Below are 20,223 nucleotides of genomic sequence, written 5' to 3'. Positions count from 1 at the left end.
CAGTGTGCTCGGTGCGGGCACCCGATTTCTGACCTTGCACGTTCGATCAGGCTGCCGTCAGCGGTCGATTTGCCCGACGAGTTCCGCCTGATAGGCTGCGCCCGCATCAACCAACAAGGGCCGGGACAGCCGGCCTCGCCAGGGGAGCACGCCGTGCAAAATCCGGGAACAAGCCAGCGGTGGATGACCGCTGCGATCGTATCGGTCAGCCTCGTCACGTTCAGCCCGGCGCGCGCCGCGTCGGTCGCGCCGGTCGCCGCCGAAAACGGCATGGTGGTATCCGCGCAGCATCTGGCGACCCAGGTGGGTGTCGATGTGCTGAAGCGCGGCGGCAATGCCGTCGATGCCGCCGTGGCCGTCGGCTATGCCCTGGCCGTCGTCTATCCGGCGGCCGGCAATCTCGGCGGCGGCGGCTTCATGACGATCAATCTCGCCGACGGCCGCAAGACCTTCCTCGATTTCCGCGAGACCGCGCCCAGGGGCGCGACCGCCAACATGTATCTCGACAAGGACGGCAACGTCATCAAGGGCATCTCGACCAAGGGGCATCTGGCCGTGGGCGTGCCGGGATCCGTCTCCGGGATGGAATATGCGCGCGAAAAATACGGCACCATGAAGCGCGCCGACCTGCTCGCCCCTGCCATCCAGCTCGCCGAGCAGGGCTTTGCGCTGGACCAGGGCGACATCGACTTGTTGCGCACCGCCACCGCCGATTTTCGCGACGATCCCGCGTCGGCCGCGATCTTCCTCAACAACGGTCAGCCGTTCCAGGTGGGCGAGAAGCTGGTGCAGTCGGAGCTTGCCAAGACCTTGCGCGAGATCAGCAGCAAGGGCACCGACGGCTTCTATAAAGGCTGGGTCGGCGGCGCCATCGTGGCGTCGAGCCAGGCCGGCAAAGGTCTGATCACGCAGGACGACCTCGACACCTACAAGACGCGCGAGCTCGCGCCTGTCGAGTGCGACTATCGCGGCTATCACGTGATTTCCGCGCCGCCACCGAGCTCGGGCGGCGTCATCATCTGCGAGATCCTGAACATCCTGGAAGGCTATCCGCTGAAGGAGCTGGGCTACCACTCTGCAGCGGCCGTGCACGTGCAGATCGAGGCCATGCGGCACGCTTACGTCGACCGCAACAGCTATCTCGGCGATCCGGACTTCGTGAAGAATCCGCTCGACCGCCTGCTCGACAAGAATTATGCGGCCAAGGTCCGCGCCGTGATCGATCCGAACAAGGCTGGCGTATCCAAGGACATCAAGCCGGGCGTCGCGCCGCACGAGGGCAGCAACACGACGCACTATTCGATCGCGGACAAGGACGGCAACGCGGTCTCGGTGACATACACGCTGAACGACTGGTTCGGCGCCAAGGTCACGGCGGCCAAGACCGGCGTGCTGCTGAACGATGAAATGGACGACTTCACGGCCAAGGTCGGTGTGCCGAATCTTTATGGCCTGGTGCAGGGCGAGGCGAATGCCATTGCTCCCGGCAAGCGGCCGCTGTCCTCGATGAGCCCGACCATCGTCACCAAGGACGGCAAGACCGTCATGGTGGTGGGCACGCCCGGCGGCAGCCGCATCATCACGGCCGTGTTGCAGACCATGATCAACGCGATCGACTACGGCATGAACGCGCAGGAATCCGTCGACATGCCGCGCATCCACCAGCAATGGCTGCCTGATCTGACCAATGTCGAGACCTATGCGCTGTCACCGGACACGCAGAAGATCCTGGAAGGGATGGGCCACAAGTTCGGCCCGCCGCAGCCGGCGAACCATCTCGCGGTGATCGTCGTCGGCGCGCCGTCACTGAGCGGCGAGCGGGTCGGCAACAATCGCTATTACGGTGCGAACGACCCGCGCCGCAACTCGGGACTGGCGGCGGGGTATTGAAAGGGTGAATGGCGAGTGGCGAATAGCGAGTGGTGATTAACAAAGAGGCGGCCTCCATTCGCCACTCCCAATTCGCCATTCGCTCGCTTCACCACTTCTCCTTCGAGGTCCGCACGTCGAGCTCGAACGACCAGGCGCGTTCGGGCTGGCGGTAGAGGAAAGTGAAGGCATCGACGATGCCTTCGATGTCGATCAGGCTGTCCTCGCGGCCGGCCGCGTCCGGAAAGCGCGAAAAGATCTTGTCGCCGGCGATGGCGCCATCGACCACGACGTGGCCGACATGGATGCCGTCGGCCGCGTATTCCTTGGCCATCGCCTGCGCCAGCGTGCGTAAGCCCGCCTTGGACGAGTTGAAGGCACCGTAGCCGGAGCGCCCGCGCAGCGAGGCGCTGGCGCCGGTGAAGAGCAGCGTGCCTGATTTCTTCGGCACCATGCGGCGGACCGCCTCGCGGCCGAACAGGAAGCCGCCAAAGCACACGACGCGCCAGGCGTTTTCGAAATAGTCGGCGTCCATCTCGATGATCTTGCCGGGCGTGTTGTTGCCGGCGTTGTAGATGGCGAGGTCGAGGTCGTCGCCGGCGGCATCGAACAGAGCGACGATGTCGTGCTCGCTGGTCGCGTCCGCGACGACAGGCACGGCCGCGCCGCCCGCGCTGGTGATATCGTCCGCAACCGCCTGCAGCGCGGACAGCGTCCGGCCCGCGACGATCACCTTGAGGCCGTCGGCCGCAAGGCGCTTGCAGAGCCGGGCTCCGAGCCCGCGGTCCGGGCCAACGCCGATCACGATTGCCGTCTTCATGGGACTCTCCGAAGCTTGATGGGATCACGCCGCCGAGGCGGGCTCGGGGCAGTTGGTCAGCCGCGCGGGATTGCCGACCGCGGTGCAGCCGGCGGGAATGTCTGACGTCACGACCGCATCGGCACCGATCCTGGCAAAGTCGCCGATGCTGATGTCGCCGAGAATGGTCGCGCCGCCGCCGATATAGACGCCGCGGCCGATGCGCGGCGAGCGCGCCGGCAGTTCACTATGGCGGCCGATGCTGACGTTCTGGAGGATGGTGACCTCGTCGGCGATCACCACATTCGCACCGATCACGATGCCGGTGGCGTGGTCGAGATAGACCGACGATCCGATGCTGGCGGCCGGATGAATGCTGATTTGCAAGACGTTCGACGCCTCGTTCTGGAACAGCAGCGCCGCGTCGCGATGGTCATGACGCCACAGCCAGCTCGAGACGCGCCAGGCCTGCAGCGCGACATAACCCTTGTAGTGCAGCAATGGCGGCAGCAAATCGGCGATGGCGGGATCGCGGAGCGCGATGGCCCTGAGATCACGGGCGGCGGCTTCGATCACACTAGGCTCGCCGTGAAAGGCGTCGCGCGAGAAGGACGTGAAGCGCGCGCGCTCGGTGGCGCTGCCGCCAAGCCGCTGCCCGATCAGATCGGCCAGGGCGGCGGCGAAATCGTCATGGGCGAGGATGCTGCCCGCAAGCGCCTTGCCGAACACAGGATCGGCGGCGGCCGCGCGCTGCGCCTCGCTGCGGACCTTCTGCCAGAGATCGTCGCTCGCCTTGGTCGCAGCTTCCGCCATCGCCGCCTCCGGTCCCGCCTGCGTTCGCACCGGCAGATATAGGCGGTCCCTCGACGAGCGCCAGTCACCAAGACATAGCCTGTCCGGTCCTCAGTTGAACCGGTAGGCGATGCCGAACGTCGCCATGTGGCTCTGCAATCGCACGGAATTCGTTGTGTTCTGGGTCCCGAAGCAGTTGACGGTCTGAATACCGAATACGGGGTCATTGATGGTGGCGCTGCCGTTGCAATCGCGGGTCTGCGAGAAGCGGGCGGTGCCGAAATCGGCATAGCGATACTCGCCGCGCAGGATCCAGTTTTCGGTGAGCTTCATCTCGCCGCCACCGCCGACCGTGAAGCCGGTGCGGATCGTGGACTGCTTGATGATCGCCGGCGCGAGCAGGCCGGCGGTGCAGGCGCCGACCTCAGAGGCGACGAAGCCCGGCGCCGTGAACAGAGGCTTCAGGGCCGTATCGCAGTTCGAGGTCTGCTCCAGGCTCATCCAGGCCGCGCCGCCGGTGAGATAGGCGAGGAAGGCCGGATTGACGAAGTAGCCGACCCGCGCGCGGATGCTCGCGTCCCATTTGGTGCGGATACTGAAGCTGTCGTTCAGCCCGCCGCTGCCGCCGACGATGCCGCCGGGCAGATACCTGCCAGACACCGAGTTCTGGCGATCGGCCCAGCCGAAATCGCCTTCGACGCCAATCAGCCATTTCGGATCGAGCTGCCAGTTGTAGCCCACATAGGGGCTGAGCCGCGCGCTGCTCGTATCGAAATGATCGGTCAGGAAGCAGTCGCCGCACCCGGCCAGCAAATTGAAGGGCGGGAAGCCCGTCGAGGTAAAGGTGGCCGCATCGTTGCTGGAGCTGACCTGGTTCGCGCGGATGCCGGCGCCGACGCCGAGATAGGCGCCGCTCCAGGACGCAGCCGACGGCGCCGCCGCATAGGCTGCCAGAGCCGTCACGCCCGGCGCATTACCGAACTTGTAGGCCAGGCCGAACGTTGCGGTGTGGGTCTTCAGCGACGTGTCGTAGCTGACCGTCTGCACGCCCGCTGCGGCGGTCCGGATATCGGTGTTGGAGAAATGTCCGTAGTCGGCAAAGCGATACTCGGCACGGGCGATCCAGTTCGGCCACAGCATCGCCTCGATGCCGGCGCCAACCGTGTAGCCGAGCTGGGTCCGGCTGTTGGTGATGGTTGCCGGCGCCAGTCCAAGGCCGGGCACGCAGCGGCCGTCGGCGCTCAGGAGCGTGCTGCAATTCGACGTGGTCTCGACATGGATCCAGGAGGGGCCGGCCGTTCCGTACAGCAGCACGGCGGGATCGACCAGATAGCCGGCGCGGCCGCGGATGCTCGCATCCCAAGTCGTCTTGAGCGCAAACGAGTTGGACGTCGACGCGCCGCCGTCGAATGGCGTTGCCGGATAGGCTGCGCCGAAGATCCGCGTGGTCTGGTCGGCATAGGCCACATCGCCTTCCAGGCCGAGAACCGTGCGTCCGATCTGCCAGTTATAGCCAAGGTAAGGGCTGATGCGGAATGCAGTGCCGTTGAACGACCGTCCCGTCACGCACGGCAGGCCGGCGAAACAGTCGCCGGCAACGAACATGTTCTGCAGCACAAGAGGCGCGGTCGTGTCGGTTGCCGAATTGACGTTGACGCTGGATTCGTTTGCGCGGAATCCGAGGCCGGCGCCGACGTAGAAACCACCCCAGGCTTCGATCGCCGCGGGCGCCTTGAAGATCGGCGCCTTGATCGGCAGATCGGCCGCGTTGGCCGCGGAAACGGCCAGCAAACCAGCAAGAGCAGTCAAGGTCAGGCGCAGAAGTCGTGTCATTGCATTCCCATTCCAATCCGGGCCGCAAGACCCGCATTGGAGCTGTACAGGGGCGAGGCCAGCGCGACTTGGGGAGGACACGACTTGCGGCTGGGACTGGGCGCGACTGGGCGCGCTATTTGGCGCTCTGTTGCGCGCTTGCCACAAGGGGCCGCTTTATTCGGCCGATGGATGGGCCTTGCGATGCTCGGACGGAGACAGGCCGAAGCGACGGCGGAAGCAGCGATTGAAATAGGAGATGTCGCCGAAACCCGCGGCGAGCGCGAGACGGGCGATGCTCTCATGAGCCCTGAGCGGATCGGCGAGACTGGCATGCACTTGCGCCAGCCGCTCCTCCAGCACGAAGTCGTGGAAGGAGGTGCCCTCGTCGCGGAAAAGCTTCCTGATGTAGTCGGCCGAGACCCGCTGCAATGCTCCGATGCTTTCCGCCGACAGATCGCCGTGGCCGAGCCGCGATCTGATCGCGAGCTTGGCAAGGTTCAGACGCGCCGCGCGCGGGCCGTTGCCCTGGGCGGCGACCTCGTCCTCCGGCACACCGCAGATCAAGGCGATGAGATCGCGCAGATGCTGCGCGGCCAGACGCTGCATCTCCGCTCCGGCCGCTTCACCCATGGCCATGGCGCCGAGGACGTAGCCGCGCAGCAGCTTCAGCGCCGGCGCGCCCGGATCGATCGGCCGCAGCAGGCGGTCCTCGTAATCGCGGACGAACGGTGCAAGAGCCTGCCGGGGCAGTTGAACGCTGAGATGACGGCCGCGATCGAGCAGCGTGTGACGACCGACATCGCAGGTCGTCATCAGCACGGCACCGCCTTGCGGCACTTCCAGCTCGCGTCCGAGCTGAGAGGCCTCGGCGCGGCCGCGCAGCACCACCGCGAGGACAACGTTGTCGGAGGCCGTGGCAAGCAGCGGGCGCGTGATGCGGAAATGCGCCGGCGTCCGCCAGCCCGACGACAATCCCGCCGCAGGCAGGCGGCGCAATTCGGTTCGTGCCTCGAAGGGAAAGCCCGGGATCGGATCGATCTCGATGTTGAACAGCACGCGGCCATAGACCTCGCGCCAAACGGCGAGGCGATCGCGCTCGGGCAGCATGGCGGTGTCGAGCGAGAGATGTTGGGGCTGGGACATTCACAAAGTGCATTCACGGGGAGAGGCGAAGCCTCTTCGTCGCTAGTCGCCACAAACTGGTTCAACCCGTCAAGGTTGTCCGCCATTTTGTTGCGCCGCATGGGCGACAGCGTAAACGCTGCATGACAGTCGCGTTGACCGGGTGCTATGGCGCCTTGTTTTCCGGTGCATGGCCGTACACGACGCCGCAAAACGAGCGGCCGCCGGCACAAGAGCGAAAATGGCAGTCGGGATCGGCCGCGCAGCCGCCATAGACAGCGCCAATGTAGCCGAGCACCGCAAGGGCGGTCAGGCCGAGCAGAAAGCGCGTGTAGAGGTCCATGATGCGTTTGACCCAGACGTGAGCGCCGGCCAAAGCGGTGCTCGCAAGTCTTAGTGTCGGGCCGTCGGCAGTTGGTTCTGAAAACGGATGCTTCAACATCGTCATGGCCGGGCTTGTCCCGGCCATGACGACTGGTTGGCGGGTCCTGGTCCCAAACCAAACCGCCCGCCTGCGGGTTGCGCAGACGGGCGGCTCGGGGCCATCAGGACTTTGGGGGCATGCGCCTGAAGGCTTTGAGAGGTGTCGGCTTCAGATCAGCCCTGCTGCTGGTCGGTCGGCGGCGGGGTCGGACGCGTCTTGTGCTGCGCCATGAACTGGTCGAACTCTTCCTTGTCCTTGGCGTGACGCAGACGGGTCAGGAAATCCTTGAACTCGCGCTGCTCTTCCTCGAGCCGCTGCAGCGTCTCGGAGCGGTATTCGTCGAAGGCGCGGTTGCCGGAGGACGGCGGGCCGAAACCGAAGCCGAAGCCGCGGCGCTCCATGCGGTCACGCATGCGATCCATCTTGTACTGCATCCGCTCCATCTTGTTCTGCCAGCGATCCTGGTGGCTCCAGCACGACATTCTTCTGCTCCCGAGTGTGAAAAAGAGAAGGGCAAGTCCGATCGGCCACCAGATGATGAAGCCGAGAATGGTCACGGCAATCCAGCCAGGATGCCAGGGCGTATCGAGCATGTGGGGCCGCTCGTACGATTGCTGTTGGTCCGAGGGGCCGCGCCATCGATTGACATCAGCGGTGTAGGCCATTTCCCATCTCCATCACGGCACCAGCGCCGTTGTGAATGTAAATAACATTTACATAGCTAGACCATCCCGCGATTTTGTCAAGCTGGCCACCCGACAGGCCGGCGGAATTATTTGCGCAACTTTATTTCGGCTTGCCCCAAGGACCACCTGGGGTGCCGCCCGGCGGCACTCCAGAACCGGAGGAAGCCTCCGGCGGCACCGGCGGCGGCTCGGCGCCCTTCGCGGGCGGCCGGCGGTCGGTCGGGAAGCCGAGGCCGCGGAGATAGATCAGCACCTCGGCCTCGAGCAGCTCGTCCGGCGACATCGGCAGCTTGCGCCGCGCGGCATCGCCTCGGGAGAACAGCGAGGCGACGCCGTGCGCCATCGACCAGATGTGCAGCGCCATCATCATCGCAGGCGGACGCGGCGTGCCTGGAGGTGCGAGCGCGGCGAGGCGCTCGGCGGCGGCGCGAATGACGTTAAAAGCGCGCTCGCTTGCGGCCTGCAGCGCCGGATTGGCATCGACCGGCAGGCCGGATTCGAACATCGCGTTGTAGAACGCGGGCTCTTCGCGGGCGAAGGATAGATAGGCCCGGCCGACCCGCTCGAACGCGGTGACGGTGTCGGGACGCCCATCGTCCCAGGCTGCGGTCAGCCGCGATTCAAACTGTTCAAAGCCGCGCTGGGCGATCGAGGACAACAGCTCGTCGCGGTCGCGAAAATGCCGGTAGGGCGCCGCCGCACTGACGCCGGCCATGCGTGCGGCATCGGCGAAGGTGAAGCCGGCCGCGCCCTTCTCGGCGATCAGCCCGAGGGCGGCCTGCAGAAGTGCTTCCTTCAGATTACCGTGGTGATAGCCGCGCTCGGCGCGGCGCTGCTCCTTGCGCCAGCTCATGTGAACGACTTTTACATGAGCCGCGCGTGAAGGTCACTAGCGGGGATCAGGCGTGATTAACCCCGTACTTCCACGGTCACGATCGTCATTCCGGGGCGGTCCGCAGGACCGAACCCGGAATCTCGAGATTCCGGGTTCGATGCTTCGCATCGCCCCGGAATGACGGCCAACCTAACAGTCGCCCGCAGCTACATCTGCGGAATCGCCAGCACGGGCATGACCTCGATGGCCTCGCCCGGGAAGATCGCAAAGTGCGGATGATTCTCGAATAGTTTTGCAGCTTCCTCCTGCGAGGCGGCCCGGATCACCGTGAAGCCGGTCAGCGCGTTGCTGATCTCGGTGATGCCGCTTGCGTCGATCCGGCGGGTCTTGCCGAGCGGGCCGCCCATCTCGACGATGACGTCCTTGTGCTTCTCGACCCAGCCATGCCAAGCGGCCATGCCCTCGCGCTCTTTGGCCTTCCGTTCGGCTTCGGGCATCGCGTGCCATGCCTTCATTTTCTCGCCGCTCATGCTGCCAAGATAGACGGCGAGGAATTTGTGTTCGGTGCTCATCGGTTCTCTCCTTGTTGATCGATTGACGGCCGCCGTGAATTCACGGCGGCCACGGTCGCTATTTCTTGAGGTCGTCAAAGCCGGCGGCGGCCGCCTGCACGTCAGGCGGAAAGTCGGACATTTCCTGCACCTGCCGGATCTCGATGATTTCGTTGGCGGAGGCCGGGCACTTCTTGGCCCAGGCGATCGCTTCGGCGCGCGAGGCAACCTCGATCATCCAGTAGCCGCCCAGGACTTCCTTGGCCTCCGCGAAGGGGCCGTCGGTCACCACCGGCTCGCCGGTCACAAACGAGACGCGCGCGCCCATCGACGGCGGGTGCAGGCCATCGAGCGTGATCAGCACGCCGGCATCCTTCAGCGCCTCGTTGTAGCGCATCATCGCGGCGACGCGCTCGGGATCGAGTTGAACGTCCGGCGGCGCGGTCTCGTAGCCGAGCGGGATCATCAGCATCATGAATCGCATGGGAGTTCCTTGCTTTCGCTGTCGGAGAGAGGGCGGCAGAGCCGCCCTCCCTCACCTCCAAGACGAGCGGGATCCTACGGAACCGACAAGGCCGCGAAAATTATTCGGGAGGTTATTGCGTGGCACTAAAGCGCGATGAGATTGGGACGTATCGTCATCGCGCTTTAGGCTATTGTTTGCGCATGATCTTTTCGGAAAACCGCCGCGCACTTTTCCGGATCATGCTTTAGCGCGGCTGCGGCTCGAACCGGCCATCCCGGAAGGCAGCGCCGAAATAGACCTCGATCCGGCGGACCTTGCCCGCCTTCAGAGCGAAGAACTCGGTGTTGCGAAAGCTCCTGCCATCTCTGGCCAGGCAATGATAGGTGACGAAGGCCTCGTCCCCGCGGACGAAGATGCGCTCGATCTCATGGCGCGCGATCCAGCCGGTGTCCTTCCAGCAACGTTCGAAATAGGCCGCCTTGTCGAGATCATCGTCGAACGGGCTGGTGAAGCGGAATTTATCGGCGAGGGCATCGCTGACCCGTTGCCGGTCATTGGCGAGATAGGCGGCAAACAGGTCTCGAATCACGCGCTCATTGTCATCGGGCATCGATCGTCTCCGCAGTAAATGCCTTTGGCTCATGGAAGACGATTCACCCTCGAACAAACCGACATCCCCATCGCGGCGCCATCACGTCGCGAGAAAAAATGCGCATGCGCGTCCGTAGTACTACGGCACGACCTATGAACTTCGCCGTGCATATGAATCCGGAAGGCATGCGAGTTGAACGACATGGCCGCGGCGCGTGCAGCTGCGGAACAGATGCCAATCTTTGCAAGGATTTACAGTTGCTCAAGAAGCCCGTGCAACTTTTCGAGTCAGGGCAAACAGGATGTCAATCCTGCCGATTCGAATCAGAACATTGCGGGGCATACGTGTTCAATTTTCAAAGCAAGAAAGTCAGGCATGCGATTGCAGAGGTCGAAGCGCTCGATCGGTCCCAGGCGGTGATCGAGTTCGGCCTCGACGGCACCATCCTCGATGCCAATGAGAACCTGCTCAAGATGAGCGGGTACACGCTCGCCGAGATCAAGGGCAAGCATCACAGCATCTTCGTCAGCCCCGCCGAGCGCGAGAGCGCTCGCTATCGCGATTTCTGGGCCAGCCTGAACCGCGGCGAATTCCAGACCACGCAATACAAGCGCTTCGGCAAGGGCGGCAAGGAAGTCTGGGTCCACGCCTCCTACGCGCCGCTGCGCGACGAGAGCGGCAAGGTGGTCAGCTTCATCAAGTTCGCCACCGACATCACGGCGTACAAGATCAAGACCATGGAGGATTCCGGCAAGATCGCCGCGATCAACCGCGCGCAGGCCGTGATCGAGTTCAACATGGACGGCACCATCGTCACCGCCAACGAGAATTTCCTGGCCGCGATGGGCTATTCGCTCGACGAGATCAAGGGCAAGCACCACAGCATGTTCGTGACGCCGGAGGATCGCGCCAGCGCAGCCTATGCCGCGTTCTGGGCCAAGCTGAACCGGGGCGAGTTCGAGGCCGCCGAATACAAACGGCTCGGCAAGGGGGCTAAGGAGATCTGGATTCTCGCGACCTACAACCCGATCCTCGACGAGATGGGCCGGCCGTTCAAGGTGGTGAAGTTCGCAACCGACGTCACCGCGCAAAAGATGAAAGCGGCCGACAATGACGGCCAGCTCGCCGCGATCCAGAAGTCGCAGGCTGTGATCGAGTTCAACATGGACGGCACCATCCGCACCGCCAACGAGAATTTCCTGAAGGCGATGGGATATTCGCTGGCCGAGATCAAGGGCCAGCACCACTCCATGTTCGTCGAGCCGAACGAGAAGAGCTCGATAGCCTACCGGCAATTCTGGGAGAGGCTCAATCGCGGCGAATACCAGGCCGCCGAGTACAAGCGCATCGCCAAGGGCGGCCGCGAGATCTGGATCCAGGCGTCCTACAACCCGATCTTCGACCTGAACGGCAAACCCTACAAGGTGGTGAAATACGCCACCGACATCACCGCGCAGGCGATCGGCCGCAAGAAGGCCGACAACGCCCGCGGGCTGATCGAGGCGGTTGCCGCCGGCAGCGAGCAGATGAGCGCCTCGATCCGCGAGATCTCCGAGACCATGACGAAATCGCGCGAGACGTCCAAGATGGCGACGAGCCGCGTCGAAGCCGCCGACGGCCAGGCGCAGCGGCTGACCGCCGCAGCGCAGGCGATGAGCGGCATCGTCGAGATGATCTCGGGCATCACCGGCCAGATCAATCTGCTGGCGCTCAATGCCACGATTGAATCGGCGCGCGCGGGCGAAGCCGGCCGCGGCTTTGCCGTGGTCGCCTCCGAGGTGAAGAGCCTCGCCAATCAGGCCAAGCAGGCGACCGACACGATCACGTCCGAAATCGACGCGCTGAACACCATCTCCGGCGACGTCGCGAGCTCCCTCACGGCGATCAAGGCCGCGATCGCCGGCGTCAACGAGTTCATCGCCTCCACCGCCGCCGCGGTCGAGGAGCAGAGCATCGTGACGGCAGACATGTCGGCCAACATGCAGCGCGCGTCGGCGGAGCTGTCTTAAATAGCGGACTCACTCTCTCTGCCCGTCATCCTGAGGTGCTCGCCGTGCGCAGCACGGTGAGCCTCGAAGGATGAATCGGCCCCGATGCAGCCGGGCCGTCGCCCTTCGAGGGCCGCTGAACAAGCGGCCACCTCAGGGTGACGGTGATGGATTGTCGCCCTTCTGGCCGGAACGAAAGCGCAGTAAAAGGCGCTGGCCGCCCGTGCGGCTTCCGTTTCCGCCAGAAGGACAGATCCCCCATGCCCCCTGCCCCGCAAAAAGTCGCCCTCGTCACCGGAGCCGCGCGCGGCATCGGGCTTGCGACGGCGAAAAAATTCCTGGATGAGGGCTGGCGCGTGGCGCTGCTCGATATCGAGGGCGAGTTGCAGGCGAGCGCGGCCGCGGCGCTGGACAAGCCCGATGACACGCTGGCGATCAGCTGCGATGTGTCCGACGCGGCGGCCGTCGGAGCTGCAATGGCCGCAATCATGAGCCGTTTCGGCCGGCTCGATGCGCTCGTCAACAATGCCGGCGTCGCCGTGTTCGCGCCGGTGCTGGAGACCAGCGACGTGGACTGGACCAGGATCATGGCAGTCAACCTCACCGGTCCGTTCCTGTGCACCAAGGCGGCGGTGCCCTTGATGCGCGAGCAGGGTGGCGGCGCCATCGTCAACATCACCTCGATCTCGGCGGTGCGCGCCTCGACGCTGCGCTCGGCCTACGGCACCAGCAAAGCGGGCCTCGCGCACTTGACGAAACAGCTCGCGGTCGAGCTCGCCTCGCTCAACATCCGCGTCAATGCTGTGGCGCCGGGGCCGGTCGACACCGCGATGGCGAAGCAGGTGCATACGAGGGAAATCCGCGCCGACTATCACGACGCCATTCCGCTCAACCGCTACGGCCTGGAAGAGGAACTCGCCGAGGCGATCTACTTCTTCTGCTCGGAACGATCGAGCTACATCACCGGCCAAATTTTGGCCGTTGATGGCGGCTTCGATGCAGCCGGCATCGGCCTGCCGACGCTGCGCGGGCAGCGGCGGAACGGGTAGGCGCGGGATTTGTAGGGTGGGCAAAGGCGCAACGCGCCGTGCCCACCAATTCTCCCAATTTGCGGCGCCATTGGTGGGCACGCTAAGTCCGTCATCGGGCGCGCGACCCGGTGGCTTTGCCCACCCTACGAAACCGAGTTGGTGGAGAGTTCATGCAACGCATCACCGTCCTCAAAGTCCTGATGCTCGCATCTGCGCTGCTGGCCGCCGCGCCCGCCGCGGCCGAAATTCGCATCATCCAGTCGCCGGGCGGGCAGGTCGGGCCGTTCCTCGATCTGTTCGAGCAGGTGCGTGAGAGCGGCGAGCGCGTGGTGATCGATGGTCCGTGCCTGTCCGCCTGCACGCTGGTGCTGAGCATCGTGCCGGGCGAGCGCATCTGCGTGACGAAGCGGGCTGTGCTCGGCTTCCATGCAGCGCGGTCGGTTGACCGGCGCGGGCGCTTCTATGCCGAGCCGGAAGCATCCGAGGCGGTGCTCGCCGCCTATCCCGGCCCGGTGCGCGACTGGATCAGCCGCCGCGGCGGCCTCACCTCGCGGCTGCTCTTGCTGAAAGGGCGCGATCTCGCCGCGATCTATCCGCGCTGCCGATGAGGTTTTCGCGGCCGGCTGCTCCTGCCCGCATAGAGCGCGGCAGACACCGGCGGTTCCTCTAAAGAAGAGTCTGGATCAACGGCGCCAGCTTCAAGCTTGCGCAGATGAGCATCCCCCAAAGAGCAAAATTGATCTGTAGCGCCGCTGCCATCGGTCGCTCCCCCTTCCAAGTCCGTTCATCCCGGTTTATCGGTCTTGTGAACGAGGATTAACAATTTTGTCACGGAGATGACAGCTTAATCTTGCGCCAATTGTTGTGCGCTGCGGTCCGCGCGATATGACGACGCGGACCGCAATTTTCGCTCACCGCATCAAGCGGCCGAGCGGGCCTACATGCCTTCGGCGGGACAGTTCACCATCCAGGGAATGCCGAACTTGTCGACGCACATGCCAAAGCCCTTGGCCCAGAACGTCTTGCTGAAGGGCATGGTGACGGTGCCACCATCGGCAAGCGCTTTGAACTTGCGCTCGCCCTCCGCGGGATCCATCACCGTGAGCGAGATCGAAAAGCCTTGCGGCTTGTGAAAATGCTCGGGCGGCGTGTCGGAGCCCATCAGCACGGCGCCGCCGGGCAGCGTCATCCGCGCATGCATGATCGTCTTCTCGCGGCCGGGCGGGCCGGGAGGCATATCCGACGCCGGCGCTTCCGACAGGCGCATCATGGCGTCGATCTTGCCGCCGAGAATCTTGGCGTAATAGTTGAACGCCGCTTCGCAGGTGTCCTGATAGAACAGATAGGCACTGAGCATCGTTTCTCTCCTCTTCTTCGCTTGCTTGAGGGCGTTACTTCTCGGTGAGCTTCTTCAGGCTGGCGAGACCGGCCTCGAAGTCCTTGCCGATCATGTTGTCCATGTTGATGAAGACCTGCATGAGCTTCGACATGAACGGGGCCGGACCGTACATCGCCCATGTGACCAGTGTGGCATCGCCTTGCGGCACAAAGGTGAACTCGGCGGTGTTGTGACCTTCGAACGGACGCTCGAAATCGAGCTTGATGCGGAGTTTCGACGGCGTATTCCCCTCGAGGATCTCCATGTGGCCGGCGCCGACATTGTTGTTGCCGTCCCAGGCATAGGTCGCGCCCTTTCCTGCCGCGGTTCCGCCGTAGGTGCGCTTCATGGCGGGATCACGGTTCTCGTAGGGCGACCAGCCGGTCCAGAAGCGGAAATCGGACACCAGCGGATAGATCGCAGCGGCCGGCGCCTGCACGGCGATCGAGCGTTCGACACGGAACGTGTCGGGTTTCGTCAGGGCGAAGACGACGATGGTCGCAATTCCGACCGCGAGCACGACGGCGGCAATGGCAACAGCTTTCAGCATGAATGACTCCCATGGATATGGGATTAAGACGAAGGGGAACGGCCGAGACCGACAATTGATGGAATGATTTTTTGGCACTGCCCGTCGTGGCCGGGCTTGTCCCGGCCATCCACGTTCTTTGTCCGGATCGAAAGACGTGGATGCCCGGGTCGAGCCCGGGCATGACGATGAGGAAGGAGATGGGCCTACTTAGCTGTCGCCCCCTGCCTCGCGCCGCCGCCCTTCGGCTGGCTGTCGCGGATCAGGCGATCGAGATGCATGCGGATGTGGGCGGCTTCGGCCGAGGTGTTGGCGAGGGCGATGGCGCGGTCGAAGGCGATGCGGGCTTCGTCGTTGCGGCCGAGTTGCATCAGGAAGGCGCCGCGCACGCCATAGAAATGGAAATAGTTGGCAAGTTTCGGCGCCAGCGGCTCGATCAGGTCGAGCGCGGCTTGCGGTCCGCGCACCTTGGACACCGCGACGGCGCGGTTGAGCGTCACCACCGGCGAAGGCTGCACCACCTCCAGAGCGCCATAGAGCAGGTCGATCTGGGTCCAGTCGGTCTCCTCCGGTGTCGCCGCGCGCGCATGCAGCGCGGCGATCGCGGCCTGGATCTGGTAGGGCCCGGTGCGCCGATGGCGCATCGCCTTGTCGATCAGCGCGAGGCCTTCCGCGATCATGGCGCCGTTCCACAGCGAACGATCCTGGTCGTCGAGCAGGATCAGCGAACCGTCGGCGGCAAAGCGCGCCGCGCTGCGGGCATGCTGCAACAGGATCAGCGACGTCAGCCCCATGATCTCCGGCTCGCTCTGGAACAGCCGCAGCAGCAGCCGCGCCAACCGGATCGCCTCCTCGCAGAGCGGCTTCCTGATCTCGGCAGTGTCGCCGCTCGCCGAATAGCCCTCGTTGAAGATCAGGTAGATCATCGCGGCGACGCCGGCGAGCCGCTCGGAGCGCTCGACCGCGCCGGGCGCCTCGAAGGGCGTCCCCGCCTCGGCGACCTTGGCCTTGGCGCGAGTGATGCGCTGCTCCATCGCCGCCTCCGACACCAGGAAGGCACGCGCGATCTGCTTCACCGTCAAGCCGGAGACGATGCGCAAGGCGAGCGCGATCTGCTGCGTCGCCGGCAGCTGCGGATGGCAGCAGATGAACATCAGCCGCAAGATGTCGTCGCGATAATGCGAGCCGTCGAGCCGCTCGGCGAGTGCGCCCTCGGCATCGTCGAGATCGGAGATCGCCTGGTCGTCCTCCGGCAGCGGCTGCTGCTTGCGGGCGCGGCGCACCTCGTCGATCGCGACGTTGCGGCCGACCATGATCAGCCAGGCCGCGGGATCGCGCGGCGGCCCGTTCTGCGGCCAGGTCTTCAGCGCGCGCAGGCAGGCGTTCTGGAAGGCCTCCTCGGCCGTGTCGAGATCACGGAAATAGCGCAAGAGCGCGCCGACCGCCTGGGGTCGCGCCGAGGTCAGCGCGGTCTCGATCCAGGCGGTGTCGGTGTCGCTCACGCGGAAATTCCTCCGGGCCGGAACACGCCGACGGGACGCACTTCATAGGCGCCGCCGGGATTGGCTGCGCCAAGGTCGCGCGCAACGTCGAGTGCGTCGTCGAGATTCTTGCAATCGACGATGTAGAAGCCGAGCAGCTGCTCCTTGGTTTCGGCATAGGGGCCGTCGAGCACCAGCGGCGGGTCCTCCTTGCGCAAGGTCGCCGCGGCCGTCGTCGGCAGCAGCCGCGCCACCGGGCCGAGCCGGCCTTGGCTCGTCAGCTTCTCCTGCACCACGGCGAGCTTCTTCATCACGGCCTCGTCCTGCTCCCTGCTCCAGGAGCCGACGAAGTCCTCGTCGTGATAGCAAAGGATCGCATAAAGCATGGGCAGCACCTTCCCTGACCGCTCATTTTGAAGACGGTCCACTATGCCCCGCCCCGACATTGCTGCGGAAAAAATTTGCGAGAAAAATCCGGCGGATCGTGCCAAGGAGGGTTTTTGAACGCGGAACCTGCGAGGCACTTCGAATGAGCATGGGCACACTGGCCGTCCTGATCAACAGCACGCAGCAGAACTGGCTGCCGGAGCGCTGGAAGGCCCGGTTCGATGCGGTCTGCGGCGGCCGCCGCGTGGTGCTGCTGCCGGATGCCTCCCTCGATCCAGCCGAGGTGCACTATGCCGCGGTGTGGAAGCCGGTGCCGGGCGACCTCGGCTCCTTCCCCAATCTGCGGGCGATCTTCAATCTCGGCGCCGGCGTCGATGCGCTGATGGCGGACAAGAGCCTGCCCGACGTGCCGCTGGTCCGCGTCGCCGTGCCCGATCTCACCAACCGCATGACCGAATATGTCGTGCTACATGTGCTGATGCACCACCGCCAGGAGCTTTATTTGCGCGACTCGCAGCGCGCCAAACGCTGGGAGCCGCAATATCAATGGCCGGCGAGCGCGGTGACGGTCGGCGTGATGGGCCTCGGCACGCTCGGCGCTGACGCGGCCGAGGTGCTGCGCCGGCTCGGCTTCCGCGTCGCCGGCTGGAGCCGCAGCCCGCGCACGATCGCAGGCGTCGAGTGCTTCCATGGCACCGCAGGCATGGACGCCTTCCTGCGCAAGACCGACATCCTGGTGTCGCTGCTGCCGCTGACGCCCGACACGCACGGCATCCTCAATCGCGACGTCTTCACCAAGCTCAACCGCAAGAGCCCGCTCGGCGCGCCGGTGCTGATCAATGCCGGCCGCGGCGGCCTGCAGAACGAAGCGGACATCCTGGCCTGCCTCGACGACGGCACGCTGGGTGCCGCCTCGCTCGACGTCTTCGTGCAGGAGCCGCAGCCGAAAGACAGCCGGTTCTGGACCCATCCCAAGGTGGTGCTGACGCCGCATAACGCAGCCGACACGGATGCGGACGCGATCTCGGCCTATGTCGCCGAGCAGATCGCGCGGTTCGAGGCGGGCGGCGCGTTGGAGAATGTGGTGGACCGGGGAAGAGGGTATTAGGCCCGCGGGCTTTCGCGAGCGCTGGCGCCTCATACTCGGTGTCGTCCCCGCGAAGGCGGGGACCCACACCGCGTGATCTGTCGATCGTAAACGATAGCCGTACCGAACAACGAGTCTTCGCCAAACCACTCGCTGTGGTTATGGGTCCCCGCCTTCGCGGGGACGACACCGTTGTCTTGGCGGGTGGCCCGATCACCAGAGCCACCCGCCTCCCCACAACCACCCCGCGCCCCGCCCCGTTCACCCTCTCTTAGCGAGAAGTTGATAGGCGTTGTTAACCAACGCTGAAACAACGAGTCGGACATGCGGGTGAGCCTCGGCCTCAGGATGCGGATCACGGTTGCGCTGGCGGTGACGGCGGCGGCGACCGCGCTGTTTGCCGTGCTGGGCGCGATGTGGATCATCTCAGGGATCATCGACCGCGCCGACCAGCGCGAACTGCGCAGCCATTATGATGCGCTGCTGTCGCGGATCGCCGAAGAATCCCGCCGCGCCGCCGCCATGAGCACGGTGGTGGCCGCGATGCCGGCGACGCAGGATGCGATGGCGAAGCAGGACCGCAACGCCCTCGTCGGCCTGTTCGGCCCGGTGTTTGCCGCGACCAAATCGGACTACGGCGTCGAGCAGTTCCAGTTCCATGTTGCACCAGCGACGTCGTTCCTGCGCGTGCACCAGCCGGCCAAATTCGGTGACGACCTCTCCGGCTTCCGCAAGACGGTTCTGATTGCCAATCAGGAGCGCAAGGTCGTGGTCGGCCTCGAGGGCGGCGTCGCCGGCCTCGGCATCCGCGGCGTGGTGCCAATCGCGCAGGCCGGCAAGCATCTCGGTTCGGTCGAGTTCGGCCTGACCTTCGGCCAGTCCTTCCTCGACGACTTCAAGACGAATCGCCACGTCGATGTCGCCTTCCATCTCGCCGACGGCTCCGGCTTCAAGCTGTTCGGCGGCACGCTGAACGGCAAGAGCTTCTTCGATGCGGCGGATTACGCCCGCGCTGCCGGCGGCGATTTTACGGTGCGGCAAGGGAAACTGGACACGACGCCGGTCGCTGCGCTGCTCGGACCGATCAGGGACTTTTCCGGCAAGCCGCTCGGCGCGGTCGAGCTGGTGATGGACAATGCCGACTATGTCGCGTCCGCCGATCGCGCCTGGTGGCTTTCGCTCGGTATCGCCGCGCTCGGGCTCGTGCTCGCGGCGGTCGTCGGCTATCTCATCGCCCGCAGCATCTCGCGCCCGATCCTCTCCATCACAGGCGTGATGCGCGAGCTCGCGGACGGACGGCTTGACGTCGAGGTTCCCTCAAGCAAGGCGAATGACGAGGTCGGTGCCATGGTGAAGGCGGTCGCGGTGTTCCGCGACAATGCCGTCAGCTTCAACAAGCTCCAGGCCGATCAGCTCGAGGCCAAGGCGCAGTCGGAAGCCGAGAAGCGGCGCGCCTTCGCTGCGCTCGCCGACAATTTCGAAGCGTCGATCCGCGACGTCGTCACCACCGTGTCCTCGGCCGCAGTCGAGATGGAGCACACCGCGCGCTCGATGTCGGCCATCGTCGAGCAGTCCCGGCAGCAGACCCGCAACGTGTCGTCGGCCTCGGCGCTGGCCTCGGAAAACGTGCAGACGGTGGCCGCCGCCGCGGAAGAACTGTCCTCATCGATGACCGAGATCAGCCGCCGCCTCGCGCATGCGACCGAGGTCGTCGGCAAGGCCGCCAGCGACGGCCGGGCGTCGAATGCGCGGGTGCAGAGCCTCGCGGACGCCGCGCAAAAAATCGGCGACGTCGTCTCCTTCATCAACGGCATCGCGGGCCAGACCAATTTGCTGGCGCTGAATGCGACGATCGAGGCGGCGCGCGCCGGCGAAGCCGGCCGCGGCTTTGCCGTCGTCGCCTCGGAGGTGAAGGCACTGGCGACGCAGACCGCAAAGGCGACGGAAGAGATCGGCGCGCAGGTCACGGCCGTGCAGGGCGAGACATCAGGCGCGGTGGATGGCATCCAGTCGATCTGCGCGACAATCCAGCAGGTTGATGAGATCTCGGCGGCGATTGCCGCCGCCGTCGGCCAGCAGGGCACGGCGACGCAGGAGATCGCGCAGAACGTCCAGCAGGCCGCCGCCCGCACCGGCGAGGTCTCGCAGAACATCGCGGGCGTCACGGACGGCATCGCAGCGACCGGCACGGCCGCCGAGGAAGTGCTGGGCTCGGCGATCGAGCTGTCGAAACAGTCGCAGCGGCTGCGGGACGAGGTGGATCGGTTCCTCGCGCAGATTCGCGCGGCGTAGTTGCGCGAAGAGTGGCGCTCCAAGTTCAGTGTCGTCCTCGCGAACGTGAGGACCCATACCGCGTGATCCATCGATAACGCACGATCATCGTACCGAAGA

At 65.0% G+C, this 20,223-nt stretch carries 20 protein-coding genes; 6 read left to right on the top strand and 14 right to left on the bottom strand.

The window, feature by feature from the left end; translation table 11 throughout:
* Nucleotides 1-183: 183 nt before the first annotated feature.
* Nucleotides 184-1,890 carry a gamma-glutamyltransferase gene (gene ggt, locus WN72_RS06875; RefSeq protein WP_035730333.1) on the top strand — a complete coding sequence of 569 codons (1,707 nt, stop codon included), beginning with the start codon at nt 184-186 and terminating at the stop codon, nt 1,888-1,890.
* 88 nt (nt 1,891-1,978) lie between these two features.
* Here ggt and WN72_RS06870 read toward each other — a convergent pair whose 3' ends face one another.
* The 10 genes from WN72_RS06870 to WN72_RS06825 form a co-directional block, all read right to left on the bottom strand.
* Nucleotides 1,979-2,689, bottom strand: coding sequence for an SDR family NAD(P)-dependent oxidoreductase (locus WN72_RS06870; RefSeq protein WP_092216867.1), 711 nt, complete (start codon nt 2,687-2,689; stop codon nt 1,979-1,981).
* Between the two features lie 24 nt (nt 2,690-2,713).
* A complete protein-coding gene (locus tag WN72_RS06865) occupies nt 2,714-3,481 on the bottom strand; it encodes a serine acetyltransferase domain-containing protein (protein ID WP_092216868.1) in 768 nt (255 codons plus the stop codon).
* 90 nt (nt 3,482-3,571) lie between these two features.
* Nucleotides 3,572-5,293, bottom strand: coding sequence for an outer membrane protein (locus tag WN72_RS06860; protein ID WP_092216869.1), 1,722 nt, complete (start codon nt 5,291-5,293; stop codon nt 3,572-3,574).
* Nucleotides 5,294-5,449: 156 nt separating this feature from the next.
* Nucleotides 5,450-6,418 (bottom strand): AraC family transcriptional regulator, encoded by a 969-nt coding sequence (locus WN72_RS06855; RefSeq protein WP_027561067.1) that lies wholly within the window; start codon nt 6,416-6,418, stop codon nt 5,450-5,452.
* A gap of 145 nt (nt 6,419-6,563) precedes the next feature.
* Nucleotides 6,564-6,845 (bottom strand): hypothetical protein, encoded by a 282-nt coding sequence (locus tag WN72_RS06850; RefSeq protein ID WP_167380877.1) that lies wholly within the window; start codon nt 6,843-6,845, stop codon nt 6,564-6,566.
* A 149-nt stretch (nt 6,846-6,994) separates the two neighbouring features.
* Nucleotides 6,995-7,486: a DUF2852 domain-containing protein gene (locus WN72_RS06845; protein WP_027561068.1), complete on the bottom strand. Its 492-nt coding sequence runs from the start codon at nt 7,484-7,486 to the stop codon at nt 6,995-6,997.
* Nucleotides 7,487-7,607: 121 nt separating this feature from the next.
* A complete protein-coding gene (locus WN72_RS06840) occupies nt 7,608-8,360 on the bottom strand; it encodes a TetR/AcrR family transcriptional regulator (RefSeq protein WP_027561069.1) in 753 nt (250 codons plus the stop codon).
* Between the two features lie 188 nt (nt 8,361-8,548).
* Complete coding sequence (locus WN72_RS06835; protein WP_027561070.1) at nt 8,549-8,914, bottom strand: YciI family protein; 366 nt, start codon at nt 8,912-8,914, stop codon at nt 8,549-8,551.
* A 58-nt stretch (nt 8,915-8,972) separates the two neighbouring features.
* Entirely contained in the window at nt 8,973-9,377 is a 405-nt protein-coding gene (locus WN72_RS06830) for a YciI family protein (RefSeq protein WP_027561071.1), read from the bottom strand.
* Between the two features lie 226 nt (nt 9,378-9,603).
* Nucleotides 9,604-9,969, bottom strand: coding sequence for a nuclear transport factor 2 family protein (locus WN72_RS06825; protein WP_092216870.1), 366 nt, complete (start codon nt 9,967-9,969; stop codon nt 9,604-9,606).
* A 326-nt stretch (nt 9,970-10,295) separates the two neighbouring features.
* Between WN72_RS06825 and WN72_RS06820 the strand changes: the two genes are divergently transcribed.
* From WN72_RS06820 to WN72_RS06810, 3 genes are all read left to right on the top strand, one after another.
* Nucleotides 10,296-11,960 carry a methyl-accepting chemotaxis protein gene (locus WN72_RS06820; RefSeq protein WP_092216871.1) on the top strand — a complete coding sequence of 555 codons (1,665 nt, stop codon included), beginning with the start codon at nt 10,296-10,298 and terminating at the stop codon, nt 11,958-11,960.
* A gap of 239 nt (nt 11,961-12,199) precedes the next feature.
* A complete protein-coding gene (locus tag WN72_RS06815; protein WP_027561074.1) occupies nt 12,200-12,988 on the top strand; it encodes an SDR family NAD(P)-dependent oxidoreductase in 789 nt (262 codons plus the stop codon).
* A gap of 152 nt (nt 12,989-13,140) precedes the next feature.
* Nucleotides 13,141-13,578, top strand: coding sequence for a hypothetical protein (locus WN72_RS06810; RefSeq protein WP_027561075.1), 438 nt, complete (start codon nt 13,141-13,143; stop codon nt 13,576-13,578).
* A 329-nt stretch (nt 13,579-13,907) separates the two neighbouring features.
* Here WN72_RS06810 and WN72_RS06805 read toward each other — a convergent pair whose 3' ends face one another.
* From WN72_RS06805 to WN72_RS06790, 4 genes are all read right to left on the bottom strand, one after another.
* Nucleotides 13,908-14,327: a VOC family protein gene (locus WN72_RS06805; RefSeq protein WP_027561076.1), complete on the bottom strand. Its 420-nt coding sequence runs from the start codon at nt 14,325-14,327 to the stop codon at nt 13,908-13,910.
* Nucleotides 14,328-14,361: 34 nt separating this feature from the next.
* A complete protein-coding gene (locus WN72_RS06800; RefSeq protein ID WP_092216872.1) occupies nt 14,362-14,898 on the bottom strand; it encodes an SRPBCC family protein in 537 nt (178 codons plus the stop codon).
* Nucleotides 14,899-15,083: 185 nt separating this feature from the next.
* Nucleotides 15,084-16,379: an RNA polymerase sigma factor gene (locus WN72_RS06795; RefSeq protein ID WP_027561078.1), complete on the bottom strand. Its 1,296-nt coding sequence runs from the start codon at nt 16,377-16,379 to the stop codon at nt 15,084-15,086.
* Nucleotides 16,376-16,744 carry a YciI family protein gene (locus WN72_RS06790; protein WP_027561079.1) on the bottom strand — a complete coding sequence of 123 codons (369 nt, stop codon included), beginning with the start codon at nt 16,742-16,744 and terminating at the stop codon, nt 16,376-16,378. Before WN72_RS06790 ends, WN72_RS06795 begins: the two co-directional genes overlap by 4 nt.
* Nucleotides 16,745-16,887: 143 nt before the next feature.
* Between WN72_RS06790 and WN72_RS06785 the strand changes: the two genes are divergently transcribed.
* Both WN72_RS06785 and WN72_RS06780 read left to right on the top strand, forming a co-directional pair.
* Nucleotides 16,888-17,853 (top strand): 2-hydroxyacid dehydrogenase, encoded by a 966-nt coding sequence (locus WN72_RS06785; RefSeq protein WP_092216873.1) that lies wholly within the window; start codon nt 16,888-16,890, stop codon nt 17,851-17,853.
* 303 nt (nt 17,854-18,156) lie between these two features.
* Nucleotides 18,157-20,124 (top strand): methyl-accepting chemotaxis protein, encoded by a 1,968-nt coding sequence (locus tag WN72_RS06780; protein ID WP_167380885.1) that lies wholly within the window; start codon nt 18,157-18,159, stop codon nt 20,122-20,124.
* Nucleotides 20,125-20,223: the final 99 nt, after the last annotated feature.

This window comes from Bradyrhizobium arachidis (genome assembly GCF_015291705.1).
GTDB classification, from domain to species: Bacteria; Pseudomonadota; Alphaproteobacteria; order Rhizobiales; family Xanthobacteraceae; genus Bradyrhizobium; species Bradyrhizobium arachidis.
This window is presented reverse-complemented; position numbering and strand designations above follow the sequence as displayed.

Coding starts and splice junctions, on each gene's coding strand:
- WN72_RS06810 (WP_027561075.1), top strand. CDS start 13,141: ATGCAACGCATCACCGTCCTCAAAGTCCTGATGCTCGCATCTGCGCTG.
- WN72_RS06840 (WP_027561069.1), bottom strand. CDS start 8,360: ATGAGCTGGCGCAAGGAGCAGCGCCGCGCCGAGCGCGGCTATCACCAC.
- WN72_RS06790 (WP_027561079.1), bottom strand. CDS start 16,744: ATGCTTTATGCGATCCTTTGCTATCACGACGAGGACTTCGTCGGCTCC.
- WN72_RS06855 (WP_027561067.1), bottom strand. CDS start 6,418: ATGTCCCAGCCCCAACATCTCTCGCTCGACACCGCCATGCTGCCCGAG.
- WN72_RS06845 (WP_027561068.1), bottom strand. CDS start 7,486: ATGGCCTACACCGCTGATGTCAATCGATGGCGCGGCCCCTCGGACCAA.
- WN72_RS06815 (WP_027561074.1), top strand. CDS start 12,200: ATGCCCCCTGCCCCGCAAAAAGTCGCCCTCGTCACCGGAGCCGCGCGC.
- WN72_RS06835 (WP_027561070.1), bottom strand. CDS start 8,914: ATGAGCACCGAACACAAATTCCTCGCCGTCTATCTTGGCAGCATGAGC.
- WN72_RS06830 (WP_027561071.1), bottom strand. CDS start 9,377: ATGCGATTCATGATGCTGATGATCCCGCTCGGCTACGAGACCGCGCCG.
- WN72_RS06850 (WP_167380877.1), bottom strand. CDS start 6,845: ATGACGATGTTGAAGCATCCGTTTTCAGAACCAACTGCCGACGGCCCG.
- ggt (WP_035730333.1), top strand. CDS start 184: ATGACCGCTGCGATCGTATCGGTCAGCCTCGTCACGTTCAGCCCGGCG.
- WN72_RS06785 (WP_092216873.1), top strand. CDS start 16,888: ATGAGCATGGGCACACTGGCCGTCCTGATCAACAGCACGCAGCAGAAC.
- WN72_RS06805 (WP_027561076.1), bottom strand. CDS start 14,327: ATGCTCAGTGCCTATCTGTTCTATCAGGACACCTGCGAAGCGGCGTTC.
- WN72_RS06860 (WP_092216869.1), bottom strand. CDS start 5,293: ATGACACGACTTCTGCGCCTGACCTTGACTGCTCTTGCTGGTTTGCTG.
- WN72_RS06780 (WP_167380885.1), top strand. CDS start 18,157: ATGCGGGTGAGCCTCGGCCTCAGGATGCGGATCACGGTTGCGCTGGCG.
- WN72_RS06800 (WP_092216872.1), bottom strand. CDS start 14,898: ATGCTGAAAGCTGTTGCCATTGCCGCCGTCGTGCTCGCGGTCGGAATT.
- WN72_RS06870 (WP_092216867.1), bottom strand. CDS start 2,689: ATGAAGACGGCAATCGTGATCGGCGTTGGCCCGGACCGCGGGCTCGGA.
- WN72_RS06825 (WP_092216870.1), bottom strand. CDS start 9,969: ATGCCCGATGACAATGAGCGCGTGATTCGAGACCTGTTTGCCGCCTAT.
- WN72_RS06865 (WP_092216868.1), bottom strand. CDS start 3,481: ATGGCGGAAGCTGCGACCAAGGCGAGCGACGATCTCTGGCAGAAGGTC.